Origin of the sequence: Vibrio sp. 2304, assembly GCF_033339475.1 — a bacterium.
In the GTDB taxonomy this organism is placed as follows: domain Bacteria; phylum Pseudomonadota; class Gammaproteobacteria; order Enterobacterales; family Vibrionaceae; genus Vibrio; species Vibrio alginolyticus.
In genome coordinates this window covers 1-15781 of record NZ_JAWOUQ010000007.1, presented here as the reverse complement: position 1 = coordinate 15781, position 15781 = coordinate 1, and the positions used below count along the sequence as shown (strand labels likewise).

Here is a 15781-nt window from a genome sequence, read left to right as displayed (position 1 = left end):
TATCTCAACTTCTGCTCCTAAGCATAAACGCCCTATTAAGGTTTGAGCAACGCAATACTGATGCCGCCGCATACCACCTTCATCACCTAAACCAACGCATAGTCAAAATGCCACACGTGCCGAATCACTCTTGAACAATTTGTTATGTTCATAGCTACTCTAAATCAACACTAAGGTTACTATCATTTTGGCCAACGATTGTAGATCCAATACAGACATCTTGAAACACCACCAGCAATTCCTCCAAGTAGGATCAATGCCAGACCTTTAAACCCGGAAGATAGAGCATAGCCTAACTGTATTGATGTACTTCCCCAGCCGTTGGATAAGCCAGTTGATATAGCTAGTCCGAAGAGAATGATCAAGATAAAGCTAGTAATACTAATTTTCCACATTTTCATTATCAGAGAGAAAGCGAATGCAATGTAGATTAAGATCCTCAGCAATTCGATGAAGCCATAGTTAGCCATCCCAGCAAGAACATAGTTAATCGATTCGGTTAAGCTTAAAACCGCACTAAACAGAGCAAATATGGCCGCCCCCATGAAGATTACTTGTGGTAAATTGCTAACTGAAAGGTATACAAACAATCGGTTAAACAGCTTAGTAAAGAGTTTCGTCAATTTGTGTAATGAACTGCGTACAGGGAATCCTATTTTGATCATTACTTATTTTCCATTGCTCTTAGCGCCTCACCCAGTAGCTCTTCTGTACTTAGATTTTTGTTATTAGCTAGGCTCTTATCAACTGTTCTCAGTGCCTTATATTCTGTACTTGTACTTTCGCCATCGATGTCTTCTTGTCGACGTCCATATGCAATGTAAATGTTATGAAAGACTCGATTGCGCTCCTCTCCAGTACAATCTAAATTTGCCAATTGCTTTTCAGCACCTTCAAACATGATGTCTAAGCTATCATCTGTTTTGGCTTTACAGAAATGCCGATAGGCTGTATCAATGCTTGTCTCTGTAGAAACGACAAATTTTTTCGTATTCATTTTAATAATTTTCTCATTCACTTAGCTAGAGTAATACTAAATCTATCCATGTAAGATAATATTTCAATTTCATTTTTATAAACTTCGGTAAGTTTACGTTTAGCTTTATTATACGCCCCTAACTTTCCATACTTCTCCACGGACACAACTGTAGTCTTTGTCGATAATGATCCGTCATCACCATATACATACCACTTGGCCAAATAATGGAGTTTTTTTCTTCGAGGGTCTGATTTGATAGGTGCGTTCTTTTCTATTAGTTTCGGCTCTAGACTATGGGGTAATCGGGTAAACAGTTCAGGCTCATTCAAGACTCTTTTCCAAAGCTTTTTCCCCCACAACTTTATGCCGATTTCGTTCCTTAACCTAATAGCTTTCTTTAAACCTTTCTTCTCTCCAATACGGATATAACCAACCGATCTATGAAGAATTTTATCTTCGGGTGTATGGATGTGAATCTTAAATGCAGTCTCAGCTTTTGAGATAAACCTAAGACCAGTGTTTGTCTCGAAATTGGATTTCATGTTCTAAGCTAATTATCCGTATAATTAATTGATATTTAATCTTCGTATTTACTGAGTTTGGTCTCCAAACTAGTGATCAATTCCGGTAGTTTAGATACATACTCTTTAAGCATAGTTATTTGATGTTTAGCTAGGCTTCGCGCTTGTTCAAGCTCCCTAGTTGTCACTAACTTTGAAGCATCTCCTCCAATATTTTTCCAAAGTCCTGCATCAAGTCTCTGGTTTTTATACTGTAGATCACCACCTTGAGTGCGAAAGCCGGTATCGGTTTCTTTGATTGCGATACGCTCTTTGATTTCCCCAGCTCCAACGGTGTAAATTTTAAAGGGAGCTTCGACCTCGGGTTTTCTTCTCGAAGACATGGGAATTCCTGCAATCTTACGACAGGTCTTGCAAATAGGTTTTCCGCTTAGTTTTGCATTTTCTATACTTTTGTGGGGGTCATTACTAAACCAAAGGTGTTTACCACATAGTGAGACCCATTGGCTTTCTTTGTTCTTACTCACATCGTGGTTAATATCAATAATACAAGGCATGTATATTCCTCAAACCTATCATGGCATTACTCAATATCAGAAAGTGTGAAGGGACTTCTTTGAAGTATCGCGTTTAAGGGGTAATTCAATCATCAAATTTACTCGGATAATTTAGCACATCACACACGTGCTGTCGATTAATTTCTATCCAATCACGATTTACTGCACCCCAATCTATTATCTTAAACTCACCACCTTTAGTGTGTTCAATTTTAATCTCCAATTCATGAATAGCTTTGATAGTATCCTGTGCGGTTCTACGAGGCATATTCGTTGCTTCCACTATTGCTGGGACAGTGTTAAAACCTCTATCAATTAGATATGCAACTAACAAACGTCTCAGAAATGAGGTTTGAGTTTTACTCGGCTTATTATCGTTCATGCTATCCTTCTTCGTTAAACAAGTTTTTTTTGAACAGTATTCATCATCTTCGGTAGGAAGTAATTCCCATTACACTGTAATATCTTACGTCATGACCTAGTTAACAAATGGTTTTCATTTAACCTAGCCTAGGCTTAGTAAACCATCTATACAACTAGACCACGACACAAGTGACAACGTCACGCAAAACTCAACCAAATTACTTTATGTTCCCGAACATATGCTTTAAGCAATGTGAAGTTCCAATATGCTGGTACAGTCTGTGTGAACGTAGTTTGTTTAATAGATTCGGACTCTTTAAATGCTTTATGCACTCTTCGACTTCTCCCCGAGTAAAGAAACTACTTGGCATATTAAAATTAGTCGGGTGTACTGCCAAGCACCTCTCATTATTTGAGTCGGTATAAGTCATTTCAAACTCTAATTCCGGGTATATTTTCTGTAGCATGTTGATCTCATATACATAGCCCATATACTCATGATCAATGAACCTTTCGTGAATGTTTACGTTAGAAAGAGGGGAGGTATTTCTAAAAACTTCCTGGTTGTGGTGATAGAGGAACCGCGCAGTTATGGTCCTATGTTTTCCCTCTTCAATGAAGTAAGCATCCTCAACTTTTGTAAAAGAAATACCTGGTTTTACATGATGATCTAAATAGTAATTTGGATTTTCTTTGAGTTCCATTAGGGCTCGCTCAATACGTTTTAAGTGACGCCCACCTAAACAGTCCCCCCACTTCATCGCATCATAGCCTTGGCTATGACCAACAACGCGCTCTAAAGGAATACTGCCAAATCTCTTCTCAATATGTGGAAATAGATAAATTCCTCTACCCGTCAGATAATCGTCGAGAGGGAGTAATTCCGTATTGGTGAAATAAGCCGGATTTAGTCCATTTAGCTCCAGTATATTTGTTTTGATTGCCATACTCAGTTCCTCGTTAGTTTTTAAAGGTTTTAGCCACCGATTCGCTGGTGGGCTAATGAGCATATCAAGCAAAATGTCATCTCTACTACCTGAAGTCCCGCTTTTTGGAAGTCCACCTATCGTATTGATAGAGTCGATTTATTCACATACAACCCCATCACCATCTCTATCGTTCATATAAGAGTATGCAGGATGTGATCTTCTTACTGGTGCAATACCATTGCTGATAGCTTCCTTGCATGTAATCCTACCGTTATTATCTTCGTCATACATAAGTAACGGTGCGGACTTTGAAACGTTTCTCGTGGTTTTTATACTTTCCTCAGCAGGTTCATATACGATCATATCAGTGCTTGTGCAGTTTCTTAGTACCGAATCTAACGTTTCCACTTCTCTGCGGTCTACACTTAGAGCGTATTTCAACTTTACCTCGACCACTCTATTAGCAAACCAGCATCTGTTTTTTTGGGGTAACCACTCTCCAGCGTCCTTTCCACACTTACCGTTGTCACCACAACGGTTTACAGTAGGTGAAGCTAATGTAAGATTCAGGAGATCACTGGCAAATTGAATGCGCATTTCACTGGATTGTGAGCACATTCCGCTATCATGTGCTTCACTTGTTGACACTATATGCTCAATGTCTGTGTATCGGTCAGATTCAAAGTAACTGCCAGTGTAAGGGCCATATATCAATCCCCCCATACTACTTACTATGTGATCTTCTACTCGTTGAGAATAGTTGTATTGTTGAGATTTATCGTATGGAGAACATCTATTCTCAGGTTTGACTATTAAACCCCGCCATATCTCTGTTGAATAAGCATCAAAAGAAACCAATAAGATGCTTGTAAGAACAGCTTTAGAAATTGTTTTCATAAACTTCCATTGATTATTATGGTACAGCAATATACTTGAATGCACTAAGCCCAAGCCTTTTGGCATTCGCTCTTGCTGCGGCCTTATTCTTGAATGGATAGATCCCATAACTAGCCAATGTATCTAGTGCCACATCTACCGAATCAATTAACCAAATATCACGAACACACGGAGGACTTCCAGATACTTTAACGTGAAATAAATCTCCATTTTCATCTAATGAAGAAATAGTTTTGGAATCCACATAATTTAGATCAATGTGAACTATCTCACCGTCACTTTTGTAAAACCTGGGATAATTATGAACTGTAACTAGAAGATATCTCATACTATATATTTGCCTTTTGTAGTTAATTTGTCATCGTTTAATGATTTACAGGCGGTATTGCCTCATAGCTAATGTGGTATATTTTTGCATTCTATTAATAGGTGTTCGCATGCACATAACTGTATCTAGTTCTGATAAAAATTTGGACTCTGAACATCACACTTTTGAACAACCTTCCTTGCTGCTTAAAAATCGTATTAAAAGCCCAGAAGCCCAATCCAAATTAAAAATTCTCCGTCTTTCTGATTCAGTACTCAATTGCCACTGTGTATCACCACCAGCCACAATGTATCTACGTAAAAGGGGGGATTACATATTCATGGTGAATCATTATGAGCATGGCCAACATCTGCAAAATTGTCCCTTGTACTCAGACATAAAAGGTTGCAGAGAAGCGGTAAATAGAGATATTTCGCCTGAGTCCGAAGAATCAGATTTTAATACCTTTATTTATCACAGAGCGCTCCCTTCTACTGGAACTGATTCAACTAATCCAAAGTCAACTTCAACACGAACGCCCAGTGTACGGCATGGAGAGAGTAAGTTAGAAAGGCTGTATTATCATTTATTAACCGACACACTATCAAATTGGCATTTCTCCGGAAAATCTATGTCGGCTGAACAGCACTTATTCAAACTTAAGAGGTCTGCCAATAAAATCCTCTTTGGAAGTAGTACTCTTGATAAATACATATTTATCGGACCAACAGGTTTGAGATACGCTTTTTCAAAACTCTATCGTAAAACCGGGGCTGGGTGGAAAGGCCCTGGACGCCCACAAGCATTTTGCATGTTCATCACCAATACTATTGAGTTAAAAGAACATTCTTTAGTAATTGATGACACGTGTCTGTCGTTTACCCGTTTGGTGAGCCCTTTAGCCAAATCGGCACTTAAAGAAGTGGAAGGACCTTATTTCGTCTTAGCAACCTTATGCCAAATGCACTCAGAAAGAATTAAGCTACACACCGTTTACATCCAACCAATCGTTTCATTGACAAATCAGGTACCTATTACTTCATCATTTGAACGCAAGGTTTTTACCGCACTAATATCTAAAATCGATAATGGCTCAAAACGTTACAGTATTCAGAAAATACTAACCACTCAGATGCAAAGAAACACTTCGGACTACTCCACGCCGAGCTTTATCTTGCAACTGAAGAATAATCATGGAAAAGTGATTTACCGGAGTATGGTTCAAATTGACGATTCGATTTATAACTTAGATAGATTTAGTCGCTCACCCATTTCTCTATGGCGTGTTAACCACTCAATGACAATATCCCCTGATGAGCCAATAGATATTGCCACAGAAAAGATTCTTTAAACTATACGAGTTTTGACGTTACTCGAGCTCATCCGGTCAGACAGAGATCGACGTTTAGGGAAAACAACTATCAAGAACAAAATCGGCACCGTTAAGCAAATTAGAGTACCGAACAAACGATACACATAAGTAGAAACCTCAACGTTCTCACCTTCTTTTCCTTGCACCTGAAGTTTGAATATTTTTTCCCCTAACGTCCTCTTCAAAAGTATGTATTGGCCCATCATCGTAAAGAAAAAGAACACATAGAAATAACCTATGCTTTGGATAGTCAACGCATTTAGTTCAAAGACGTAAAACTCTAAAATACCGAATAATAAGCTAATCAAACAATAGTCGGTTACAAATGCCAAAAATCTCTTTATCACGTACCAACTCCGTTTAATAAAATATGTTCTTTAACCCTATTGATACAATCAATGTAAACATCTTTGTCAGTCATATCATCGACTTCACCCTTCTTCTTGATGAGTGCTTTCATATCTGGGAACGACAAAACCTGTCCTAATGCAATATTCAATTCATCATAAGGTACTGAGTCACCTAATGCCTCTTTTACTTTTCTTCTGACATGAACATCTTCGGCATCACTTGCTAATGACCATACTAAGCCAGGAGGTAACACCGATACGATAGGTTGAATAATTGGCGCTTGTATTTTCTTCAGCTTACCTATGTACAAGATTCCGCGCCCCATGCCATTTAAAATTCCAGCTTTACCGACATACGATTCTATAGATTCAAACTCATCATCTGTTAGCTTAAACTGTTCCTTAATCACCCGTTCTGTACCTACACCTGGGATGTTGCAAATGAAGGTATTAGTAGCCAAGTCGCGAATAGATGGAGGGAAAGCTTCGTACATCTGTGTCAATAAAGTGATGATCTCACGATACTTACGCGCTGTTTTTACTTCTTTATCAAAGTTTTCATCTAACTCAGGACATTGAGCCTGTTCGTATTCGTCTTGGAAGTAATACTTGGGTAAAGGCTTTTTCGCTCGAGCAATTCGAAGTGCACGCTTATAAAACACAGGATCTGCATCATTTTTTACATCATCTTCATGTACCCAGAAATGCCTTTGAGCTAGACCTTTTGCAAGAATAAACCATGCATTTTTCATCGCTGCTGGGGCGGAATCTACAACTGGTTTAGCGTTTACAAACAGCATTGAAAGGTCAGAGTAATCTACCATCGGATATGAGCCTAAAATTGCGCTATATCGATCTGTCATCAGCTGCACTGAAGCACCAATTAGGTCCAGTAGTTTTTCTCCTCCAACTTTGAAAGAACCCATAGCGCTTTGCTGTTCAGCCGACTTTACCTCTTTGGGTAAGTCAGAGATCAGCGGCCAAATATACCTATGAGCTATTTTTGACAATCTTAGGAAATATTGTCGTTGAGCGTTAGATATACCTTCTTCATTCGATGCTTTGTATAGGGCATTACGGGCGTTTAGGTAGCTGTACGACGACTCGCTCTTTAAATGTTTTTGTACAAGATGGTGAGCAAGCTCTTTCTGTATTTTATCGACGCCGGGTTGCGAAGGGTCAATTTTCCTAGGCTGTGAAATAGCCTTTGCTACCATACTGTCAATTATTGCTGAAACACAGTTATCAAGTTGTACGTGGATTGGCTGTTTCGAGCCACCATTGACTATCTTAGTAACAAAAGCAGTCGCAGTGTTGTTCTCCGGCTTAGCCAATTTATTGTAACCATATTGTGGCTCAAGCATGTTGTAAGCGCTTGTCTTTTCATTGGCAAGACTGATTGCCCCTACTTTAGCTCTATCCTCTTTCTTCAGGTTTGCCCTAACAGTTTCGGCAGTGAATAATATTGACTCACCATAGTCGACCCCCGCAATAAGAGGCAACGATGTCGTTCCAGCTAAGAAATGCATTGCCCTGGTTAATACACCAGCTTGAACTGACTTACCAGAACCCATAGATCCACTAACTAAATTCAAGTGATGTGACTGTGTTGAATCAAAGTCAATAGGCCATGGCTTGCCATCAGGTGTGATATAGAGTAATACGCCGGAGTCCCACGGCGAGGCAGGACGTATGATTGGAGCGGACGAGAAGGCTGTTTCAATACTGTCATTACTCGCTCTCCCAACAGGCCTTGAGCTATAGCCAGGTAAAGAGGATAAAAGGCCCTCTATAGGAAATGAGCACATACGTTGCCTTTCCCCTCCCCAACCTCTAAGTGCACTTTGTACGGCTTTGAAACGTGTATTAGTTTCCGTTTCGTTATCACCCCAAACAGTCACCGACATATAACACTCTACTGCACACCCTCCTTCTTGAATGAACTTTGTTGTCTTATTACAGGCTTTCAGAATTTCACTTGATATTGGGTTAGTTTTAGCAACGAATGTGGTGAGACTCGATTTAGTCATTTTAGAGGTTTGTATACTTTGGGAGCCAGAAACCAGAGTGTACGATATACGCATAGGAACATCTCTGTTAACTCGGTTTATAAAACTCCTCATTAACATAGGCTCATCCCCGACTAAGTAACGCTCAAGCGTGGTATAGCAGTGACCATTGAAAAACTTAAAGTCAGGTCTTTTAGCATCCTCAAAAGGCTGTTCTACTATCTGCGAATGTATGGAGCTATGCCCAATCTCATCAGTATCAACCTTGTAGGTATGATTGCTCATTATTTTAGGAGATGATTCTTGTCGTGTGGATGGTTTCCAACGGTCCTGGTTTTCAAAGTCTCGGTATAGAAGATCTCTGATTTCCTTTAATGCACGATGAGACTCTAGTTTTTCGAATAGAACGTACTCAGAAAAAATATTAGTCATTTCTGTAACAAAAGAACGATGCTGGTCGTAAATCTGCATCGTTTCTACCCAGTGATTCTGGGTCTTAGAGCTACTGCTTAAACTGTGACCATATTCATCTGCCAATTTTTTTCTATTTTCATTACCCTCTTTGATGTTTGGTCTATCAAGAGTTTGGGGTGTCGTAGTCAATACAATATAGGTCATCTCTGGCTTAATTAGCTGAGAAATGAGGCTCTTTTCAGTCTTGTTTAACTTCTCATTTTGGTAGCCCATCGTTTTTGATACAGAGTCCACTGTATTAAGACACTTGTTCACAAAGCTCTCAGAACGACTTGAATCAATATCGATAACAAAATCTATTCTGTTTCCACTGTCTGTAAAATTTTGTCGAGCTCTACTTGCCATAAAGTCAAGTATGGCAAGCTCCTGCTTATTTGAGTAGAACCTGTAAGCCCCGTTCAACTTTAGTAGGGTAACCATTGAACCATCGTGAGTTAGCAGTGAGTGAGGGTCAATGCTTGATGTTGTTTCTAATTGACAAATCTCATAGGGTTTATAGGAGATTAGATTCGCTAAAAATGAAAGAGCTCCCATTAGATAGTTAACCTCTTTACTTTCTTCGCAATAACTGGTTGAGTATCCACTCTTCTTGTAGATAGGGCTGTGATTAATTCACTCATTTGAGCTTTCTTATCCGCATCATCTAGCTGTTCAATTTGATCTAGTTTAATGACATCCTGTACCCCAAACGAGTTATGAAACTGTGAGTTAAGCTTTCCGAACACATTCAAATCTTGAAGCTTTTTGTATGTCTCGGGCATTTGACCATCTGAGAAAATTTCTAGCGGTTCAATTTCCATTTTCTACACTCCGATATCTGGCATTGCGCCAAATTTTTCTGCAATAATATTGGCTTTTTTTACATCTTGGCTACTTAACCAAACCCTTGCCGCACCGACACCAAACCCACCGCCGACGAAACCTGCTTTCATAAACGCTTCCGCAAGTTTGGAGCAAATAATCCTGTCATATGCTCTGAGGTACACTCCCAGGCCAGTAGCTTGTTTTTGACTTCCTAAGTGGACTTTATCGGCTAAGGCACACCAAATATTTTCACTGACCACACCTTTAGAGTAACTATATCTATTTTTTGATAGGTCTATTTCAGGCCTTACATCCAACTTACCAGCATTAGTTTTCAGGCCTCCCAAAATTTCAACCTCACAGTAACGTAAAATATCAATAACCTCTGGAAGAGCAGCCCATATTCTCGTTGTAGATTTCACACCTTCGATTCCAAAGGTAAAACTTTGAGCTCGCTTTGGGTCGATAGACTTTACTTTGATATTTAGAATTGCAGCAGTATTTTTATGGAGGTTCTTTAAACCTATTATGACTTTTTCTGTATCAGGGAGTAGTACTTTGTTTTTATATCCAGCAACAATTGGCCCATCGCTACTAAACGTAAATTCTTCCCAATTGTTATCCAAAGGAAAGTTTTGATTCATTAAGTATTCGAAATGCGCAACCCTTGGTAAGGTATAATGATAGATCTTTCCGTTTGCAGACTTTACAGTACCTTGGAATGACTGATACGCATCATTTAATGCCGCTTTAGCTGAAGCGTCTGCGAGTTCACTTATATTTAGTAGTTCAGAAGGTAGGAACCCTTGTGATTCCAGGTATTGTGGGATTTCACCACCAAGGCGATATCGAAGGTAGTCCGGATTAAGTTCGAATTTACCCTGTAGATCTGCAGCAATTGACTGAACTAGCTTTGCTAAATGTTGAATACCTTCAATATCTTTTTTAACATTCAACTCCCTCATTATCTGTTGTAAAGACAACCTTAAATATTGCGACGAACGTAGGTTAGGTACTTTGTAGAGGGCTTCTTTTTGAAATATAGAGTGTTGAATGTTAGTTACCCAAATTGTAGACATCTCCAAATCAGAATAGGAACTAAACTCCTTCACCTTGCCATCGACACAAGAGAATCCACTCCTAGGTTTTTTTTCATCGTTGAATATCGCTACGCCATATGTGTTCATTAATATCCTATCCTTCTAAACTAGAGATATGGTTGTTCACTATTTCTGGCCAATTGTTTGGGTCATAGAAATCTGAAAAGAAGTCTTGGTTCCTACTCCACTCCTCTATCTCTCGAGAAAAGGGATCTGGAGTAAACAGCAACCTTAAATGAGGGTACTTTAACTGACGTTCGGAATACTCTTTGTCATCCATAGCACGAAAGTCTTCAGCTAGTGCCCTAATGTTGGTTATTTTGTACACTTGACTTACTTGCTGCGCCGTAGCAGAAAGGAGCTCGATCCAGAGCCCTGTATCGCGTGCAATACGCAGAAGCGTAGTACCGCATTTTTCTGGACCTTGGATTTTTGCTAAGTAATTTGCAACCCAAGATATTCGAACGTAAGCATTGAGCTCCTCCTGGGTCAAAGAGGGACAAAAAACTAAAGTGGCAAGTTTATTATCTGCAACAAAACCCAGATGTTCACACATATGACATAGAGGGCATTTACACTCAAAGTTAATGATTTCGTTATGTTTGTGATTCCCATCCTTGTGATGAACATGTTGATACTTTTCTGAACGAAAATGGCAATCAGTACATCGATAGTCAACATCTGATAAAAACTCCACCCTTTTTAGTTGAAAGTCTTTATCATCAGATGGTTCTGGTGGTTCTGATAAACGCCATTGATGGCTTCTACTAACACCTATGAACATTACTCACCTATATATGTCATTTGTGGATATTTTACAATACCCCAATTATCATAATAATTGGGATGATTAACAAGGAATAATTTGGAGAGGCGTTAAGTAAGCGCTTATACCAAGATCGAACTGAGTACTTTTCCGATTGATATCTTTATAACGTGGGCAGGTGAACAGTAGAGGATGGCGAGCGATTATGAGTAAAGATGTGGCTTCTTTCTTTTTCTGTTGCTTATAAATACTGATGTTTCGGGTTATCGATTTATGCTACGCCATAGCTGTTTAATAGTGGCATTTGTATGATGCTTGCGGTTAGTAAACCATTTCCGATACAAAACGCCATCGGTCGCACCGATATTACCTTGATTACCTGCTAACCAAGCTCTGTGCAACTCACTTCTAGCAACCAGCCGCCTAAAACTTCTTGGCAAGAAAAGCTGCTCATACCCAACAAAATAGGCTCGCTCGCATATCAGTTTATATACACTTGTCATACAGTTTTCCTTATCCAGTTAATGTTTCTTTTTAGGTTTCAGCAGCGTCTTAACTAGCTTATCTATCTTACGCTTCTGCTTGTACATGGGCGGTTGTATAGGGCAACATCTAAGAGATCACTTAGCTCTCCAACAGCATCACCAGTTTTAGTCGGGTTTACTGACCTTTAAGCACCACCCCCAGTTCTTCTAGTGGCCATACGAGTGTCTAGTTCTTATGTTGAACATGGCTCCCTCTTTGTTATCAAGTTGTTCTGATGGCATTAATCCATTTGAATCGCCTATTTTGACAGTTGTCATAAGCATGTAGGTGTAATTCAATACCTTTTACACAATCTAGTTGTTTACAATGTCATTTTTTGCCGTTTTTTCCGTAGATAAAACCATACACTACAGTAATAAAAGCGAAAATGAAGAACCACATTAAATTTTCATTCTCGATTAGAGTTTCTAGAGAAAAATCTAGGACAAATCGGACTAAGAAATAGGCACTAGCAAGGGCTGAAACGTTAGTAATAAAGTCCGCGAACTTCCGGTGGTTAGGTTTTGGTTCTGGCATGTTTTTTCCAATGTTGATTACAGCCCATGTCTAGGGCTGTATTTGTACTGTTTCTCTGCTCGCTTTCTTAAGCAAACAGCCTCAAAAAAGTCACTTGTGCTACTAAGGTACTTTTGCTTATTACCCACTCCGATGTAGGCGACAAAGTAGCCATTGATCTGTTTCACTCCAGTCACACCAGTTTTGTTGCGGCGACTTCTAGCTAAATTTCTCTGAGCAACGCAGTTGTCCCCCTACGTAAATTGCTCCATTTATCATTTAGAGAATCACCATCTTTATGATCGATGATGAAATCAGGAAAATGACCAGTCATTATTGACCAAGCGATTTGACCAGATGTGTACTCTTTACCGTCAATGACAATTCTGCGCCACACGTTGCCTTTCTTCCGCTTGACGCATCCCGCAACTAGATTAGCTCGGCGGCCTCTGCCCAACTTTTTCCACTGGATGATGCCACTATCAGGGTCATAGGTGAGTTGGTTTCTAATCTAAGTTACTAATTCCAATACTATCTTCCAACGTTAAATTCGCTCTAAAACTGGCAACTGAAATGAGCCAGTTGCGCTTTGTAACCAAGCACGATGTATCTGAGTGCGAGCAAGTAGCTTCCTAACCAATTTGGGGACTTCTTTTTTGGCTTTATCGGCTTGGTTATATGACCAGATCTGCAATGGCTCGTAACTATCTCTATCCAGCAGGAACTACTCTTTATATCCAACTTTATTGGGATTTCTATTACCAAATCTCTTTCTAGCCAACCACATCCCTAAGAACTGGAGTACGACAATCAAGATCATCACTGAAAAAGCCATTTCACGATTAATAACGCCAACGAAAAGTAACACTAGACTTAATACAAAACCGATGACAATTGCTTGTAAATGGTGCTTATGTAAAGAGGTTCCTTTAGGTTGCCAATATCTAGCTAATATATTGTCTAACATAAGGTGTTACCTACATCTTGATGAGAGCGTTAAAGAATAGTTCTCCATCAGTGAAAGCATCTTGCAACGTCAAACCGTATGCTCTGTGCATCCATGCGGATTTCAGGACTGATAGCCTACACTTAACTTGAAATTCTGCTTCTTCTTTATCTAAATTTGGATACCCAGCAACCCCCAATAATAGGTCATGTATGCGCTGATTAGATTGGCTCAACTTGATTATAATTGAAGGAGTAGTGATATAGTTTAGTTTCTCTTTAGATACCTCAGTTAGCTCCAACTCTGTAGCAATCACATCAAACCATAAGGTAACTTGTTGTACGCAGATGGAGCTATCGGCATTTGTATATTCACTCAGGCTATCACTAATTTCTTTAGCTAATACTATTTTCATTTCTTGTTAGTCCTTGGTCGTTGTCTTAACTTTTTCTTTAAGGTCTGCGTTCTTATTTTTGAAGCATTTTTACGGTTCTAAAAGGTAAATCTAAGGTTTTTATGAGCTAATATGTTCCCTATCCTAATTAACCTACTTTTTTAGCTAAAGACTTTGCCAGTCCCTCGTTAACAAATGATTTCCAATTTTCTTTAGTTAGTTCTGCCTCGACAACTTCTTCTTCGACTAGCGAAATGATGATTTCTCGATTAATTAGGTTTGTAGCCATGTCTAAATCATGTAAACGAAGGAACGATGTTACACCCCACAGCTTATCTGAATGAAGTTCCAAGCTATCAGGTAGACCCATAAGAGCAGCGAAAGCAAAATCACCTTGTCTTAATCCCCTGCAATGCAAAACCATCATATCTTCAAATCCAAGATAGATTGCTTCTAATGGTTTATCCTCATCATCGTTTGGCTTTAGATGAACTAACCATTTATCCTGATGGACATCAACTAAGTGATTCATCCCTTCATAGTTTTGTAAACCTCGAAGGTTATTGGACATGAGCACACCGTAAACCAACTTTAGTTTTAAATGATCATCATTTAATGGTGTGTCAGGGTTTAGCACACCCTCCTCTCCACGATCTAGAATAGGTAACTCAGCAGCATCTACCAAAACAGCTAAATCTTTTTCGGTATGGGGCATCTGCCATACTGCATATTGCATTTCATTCTTTGACAAAGTTTGCACTCCAAGTTGTTATTACTACTTCTATCAAAGGCACTCAAATCAACCTGTTAAATGCCTTTTGCACAAGTTCGATTTTTCCAATACTCTCAAGTTACTTAGTGAGTGGGATAGAATTTGAATCCATAAAAGAATCAACCTGTTTAACCAAGTCTACTGCTGTCGGCTCTGTCTCTAACGTTGACCGAAGTTTGTTGATTGTTGAAACGCACTCCTGATTAACTTTGAGAGTAATTTCACCTAGGTTGTTAATGTTGGAGTCACAAGCCAATTCCAACTTTGCATCAAGTAAACTTAGCGCAATAGAATGACCTAATTCGATTACCATTTCTTCTTGAGTCGTTGCTTGAGCTTGCAAGGAAAGAGCAGCTAAGATCGTAGCTACTAACTGTATTTTCATATTTTCGATTTTCCCATTACTTCAGCGACAAAAAATCGCCTGTGTATTCATAGTTGACAAGCGCATGTAAATCTCGCCTATGAGAAGGCGTTGCTTCTTCTTTAGCTTGCTCATAAAACCACTTTCCCGCACCATAAAGATCATTGTTGATGTCTAGCCACGATACATCATATTAATTACCATCTTTTTTGTTGATGGAATCAACACGCTCGTTCCAAGTTCAACCATCTACATGCTTCACCAAAGAACGCATGTTTTCCTTAGATTTTTCAGTTAATTCAAAAGCGAATGGGTTAGAGGTGTTTGATAGTTTATCTAATTCAAGGTCATCTCTAGTTTCAGTCTTACTCCTGTTTTAGTCTCCTATTTTTAAAAGTTCAGCGTTCACATACTGCCATGTTGTTGAGTTAAACCAGTTAATCGGATCTATTTCCCTGTCTGGAACCAACCAATGAAAACCATCTTTTAATGCTTCTTTGTCTAGGCAATACTTATTATTATCTAAGAACCTATCCCAAAAGGAATTGTCAGATAATACATAATGATAATTTATGAGGGCAACGTATGGCAGGTAATAAGTGGCAAATCAGTGATGAACTCTGGGAGAAAATGGCTCCTCTCATCCCGGAACATAGAACTCAACACCCGCTGGGTACGCACCGCAAGCGGGTTGATAATCGCGCTGCAATGAACGCCATTTTCTTCGTACTCAGGACGGGTTGCCAGTGGAATGCGCTAAATGCCACCGGTATATGCTCGTCAAGCTCTGCTCATCGCCGATTTCAGGAGTGGCGGGATGCTGGCGTATTTGAACG

Annotated in this window: 20 protein-coding genes; 2 read left to right on the top strand and 18 right to left on the bottom strand. The window is 39.3% G+C overall.

Going from position 1 to position 15781, the window contains the following annotated elements; genetic code table 11:
• Window positions 1-182: 182 nt before the first annotated feature.
• The 7 genes from R7P64_RS14955 to R7P64_RS14925 form a co-directional block, all read right to left on the bottom strand.
• Window positions 183-665 carry a hypothetical protein gene (locus tag R7P64_RS14955; protein WP_206937402.1) on the bottom strand — a complete coding sequence of 161 codons (483 nt, stop codon included), beginning with the start codon at window positions 663-665 and terminating at the stop codon, window positions 183-185.
• Window positions 665-997: a hypothetical protein gene (locus tag R7P64_RS14950; RefSeq protein WP_029811850.1), complete on the bottom strand. Its 333-nt coding sequence runs from the start codon at window positions 995-997 to the stop codon at window positions 665-667. Before R7P64_RS14950 ends, R7P64_RS14955 begins: the two co-directional genes overlap by 1 nt.
• Window positions 998-1014: 17 nt before the next feature.
• Entirely contained in the window at window positions 1015-1521 is a 507-nt protein-coding gene (locus R7P64_RS14945) for a hypothetical protein (protein ID WP_029811849.1), read from the bottom strand.
• Window positions 1522-1556: 35 nt separating this feature from the next.
• Window positions 1557-2057, bottom strand: a complete 501-nt coding sequence (locus R7P64_RS14940; protein WP_025634894.1) for a hypothetical protein — start codon at window positions 2055-2057, stop codon at window positions 1557-1559.
• Between the two features lie 85 nt (window positions 2058-2142).
• The gene (locus R7P64_RS14935; RefSeq protein ID WP_025634893.1) at window positions 2143-2439 is read right to left on the bottom strand and encodes a helix-turn-helix domain-containing protein; all 297 of its coding nucleotides are present in this window, start codon (window positions 2437-2439) and stop codon (window positions 2143-2145) included.
• A 199-nt stretch (window positions 2440-2638) separates the two neighbouring features.
• Window positions 2639-3367 carry a hypothetical protein gene (locus R7P64_RS14930; protein WP_206937400.1) on the bottom strand — a complete coding sequence of 243 codons (729 nt, stop codon included), beginning with the start codon at window positions 3365-3367 and terminating at the stop codon, window positions 2639-2641.
• A 138-nt stretch (window positions 3368-3505) separates the two neighbouring features.
• Window positions 3506-4246 carry an excalibur calcium-binding domain-containing protein gene (locus R7P64_RS14925; protein ID WP_025767055.1) on the bottom strand — a complete coding sequence of 247 codons (741 nt, stop codon included), beginning with the start codon at window positions 4244-4246 and terminating at the stop codon, window positions 3506-3508.
• A gap of 437 nt (window positions 4247-4683) precedes the next feature.
• Between R7P64_RS14925 and R7P64_RS14920 the strand changes: the two genes are divergently transcribed.
• Window positions 4684-5904: a hypothetical protein gene (locus R7P64_RS14920; RefSeq protein ID WP_206937398.1), complete on the top strand. Its 1221-nt coding sequence runs from the start codon at window positions 4684-4686 to the stop codon at window positions 5902-5904.
• Here R7P64_RS14920 and R7P64_RS24845 read toward each other — a convergent pair.
• The 11 genes from R7P64_RS24845 to R7P64_RS14870 form a co-directional block, all read right to left on the bottom strand.
• Window positions 5901-6272 (bottom strand): RDD family protein, encoded by a 372-nt coding sequence (locus R7P64_RS24845; protein ID WP_025767057.1) that lies wholly within the window; start codon window positions 6270-6272, stop codon window positions 5901-5903. The two genes, R7P64_RS14920 and R7P64_RS24845, sit on opposite strands and share 4 nt — an antisense overlap.
• Window positions 6269-9292: a hypothetical protein gene (locus R7P64_RS14915; RefSeq protein WP_213899626.1), complete on the bottom strand. Its 3024-nt coding sequence runs from the start codon at window positions 9290-9292 to the stop codon at window positions 6269-6271. The genes R7P64_RS24845 and R7P64_RS14915 overlap by 4 nt, the downstream gene beginning before the upstream one ends.
• On the bottom strand, window positions 9292-9558 hold the full coding sequence (locus R7P64_RS14910; protein ID WP_025634882.1) for a hypothetical protein: 267 nt from the start codon (window positions 9556-9558) through the stop codon (window positions 9292-9294). The genes R7P64_RS14915 and R7P64_RS14910 overlap by 1 nt, the downstream gene beginning before the upstream one ends.
• 3 nt (window positions 9559-9561) lie before the next feature.
• Window positions 9562-10749: a hypothetical protein gene (locus tag R7P64_RS14905; RefSeq protein WP_025634881.1), complete on the bottom strand. Its 1188-nt coding sequence runs from the start codon at window positions 10747-10749 to the stop codon at window positions 9562-9564.
• Window positions 10750-10756: 7 nt separating this feature from the next.
• Window positions 10757-11446 (bottom strand): HNH endonuclease, encoded by a 690-nt coding sequence (locus tag R7P64_RS14900; protein WP_025634880.1) that lies wholly within the window; start codon window positions 11444-11446, stop codon window positions 10757-10759.
• An 837-nt stretch (window positions 11447-12283) separates the two neighbouring features.
• Complete coding sequence (locus R7P64_RS14895; protein ID WP_213899627.1) at window positions 12284-12490, bottom strand: hypothetical protein; 207 nt, start codon at window positions 12488-12490, stop codon at window positions 12284-12286.
• 202 nt (window positions 12491-12692) lie between these two features.
• Window positions 12693-12866, bottom strand: a complete 174-nt coding sequence (locus tag R7P64_RS14890; RefSeq protein WP_140050538.1) for an HNH endonuclease — start codon at window positions 12864-12866, stop codon at window positions 12693-12695.
• Window positions 12867-13193: 327 nt separating this feature from the next.
• Complete coding sequence (locus R7P64_RS14885; protein WP_025767062.1) at window positions 13194-13436, bottom strand: hypothetical protein; 243 nt, start codon at window positions 13434-13436, stop codon at window positions 13194-13196.
• Between the two features lie 10 nt (window positions 13437-13446).
• Window positions 13447-13830 (bottom strand): hypothetical protein, encoded by a 384-nt coding sequence (locus R7P64_RS14880; protein WP_025767063.1) that lies wholly within the window; start codon window positions 13828-13830, stop codon window positions 13447-13449.
• 127 nt (window positions 13831-13957) lie between these two features.
• On the bottom strand, window positions 13958-14560 hold the full coding sequence (locus tag R7P64_RS14875; RefSeq protein ID WP_140050539.1) for a hypothetical protein: 603 nt from the start codon (window positions 14558-14560) through the stop codon (window positions 13958-13960).
• Window positions 14561-14660: 100 nt separating this feature from the next.
• On the bottom strand, window positions 14661-14966 hold the full coding sequence (locus R7P64_RS14870; protein WP_169567642.1) for a hypothetical protein: 306 nt from the start codon (window positions 14964-14966) through the stop codon (window positions 14661-14663).
• Window positions 14967-15530: 564 nt separating this feature from the next.
• On the opposite strand from R7P64_RS14870, the gene R7P64_RS14865 reads away from it, so the two are divergent.
• The coding region (locus R7P64_RS14865) for a transposase (protein WP_206937396.1) at window positions 15531-15781 on the top strand (251 nt) is incomplete at its 3' end.

Coding starts and splice junctions, on each gene's coding strand:
- R7P64_RS14955 (WP_206937402.1), bottom strand. CDS start 665: ATGATCAAAATAGGATTCCCTGTACGCAGTTCATTACACAAATTGACG.
- R7P64_RS14950 (WP_029811850.1), bottom strand. CDS start 997: ATGAATACGAAAAAATTTGTCGTTTCTACAGAGACAAGCATTGATACA.
- R7P64_RS14945 (WP_029811849.1), bottom strand. CDS start 1,521: ATGAAATCCAATTTCGAGACAAACACTGGTCTTAGGTTTATCTCAAAA.
- R7P64_RS14940 (WP_025634894.1), bottom strand. CDS start 2,057: ATGCCTTGTATTATTGATATTAACCACGATGTGAGTAAGAACAAAGAA.
- R7P64_RS14935 (WP_025634893.1), bottom strand. CDS start 2,439: ATGAACGATAATAAGCCGAGTAAAACTCAAACCTCATTTCTGAGACGT.
- R7P64_RS14930 (WP_206937400.1), bottom strand. CDS start 3,367: ATGGCAATCAAAACAAATATACTGGAGCTAAATGGACTAAATCCGGCT.
- R7P64_RS14925 (WP_025767055.1), bottom strand. CDS start 4,246: ATGAAAACAATTTCTAAAGCTGTTCTTACAAGCATCTTATTGGTTTCT.
- R7P64_RS14920 (WP_206937398.1), top strand. CDS start 4,684: ATGCACATAACTGTATCTAGTTCTGATAAAAATTTGGACTCTGAACAT.
- R7P64_RS14915 (WP_213899626.1), bottom strand. CDS start 9,292: ATGGGAGCTCTTTCATTTTTAGCGAATCTAATCTCCTATAAACCCTAT.
- R7P64_RS14910 (WP_025634882.1), bottom strand. CDS start 9,558: ATGGAAATTGAACCGCTAGAAATTTTCTCAGATGGTCAAATGCCCGAG.
- R7P64_RS14905 (WP_025634881.1), bottom strand. CDS start 10,749: ATGAACACATATGGCGTAGCGATATTCAACGATGAAAAAAAACCTAGG.
- R7P64_RS14900 (WP_025634880.1), bottom strand. CDS start 11,446: ATGTTCATAGGTGTTAGTAGAAGCCATCAATGGCGTTTATCAGAACCA.
- R7P64_RS14895 (WP_213899627.1), bottom strand. CDS start 12,490: ATGCCAGAACCAAAACCTAACCACCGGAAGTTCGCGGACTTTATTACT.
- R7P64_RS14885 (WP_025767062.1), bottom strand. CDS start 13,436: ATGTTAGACAATATATTAGCTAGATATTGGCAACCTAAAGGAACCTCT.
- R7P64_RS14880 (WP_025767063.1), bottom strand. CDS start 13,830: ATGAAAATAGTATTAGCTAAAGAAATTAGTGATAGCCTGAGTGAATAT.
- R7P64_RS14870 (WP_169567642.1), bottom strand. CDS start 14,966: ATGAAAATACAGTTAGTAGCTACGATCTTAGCTGCTCTTTCCTTGCAA.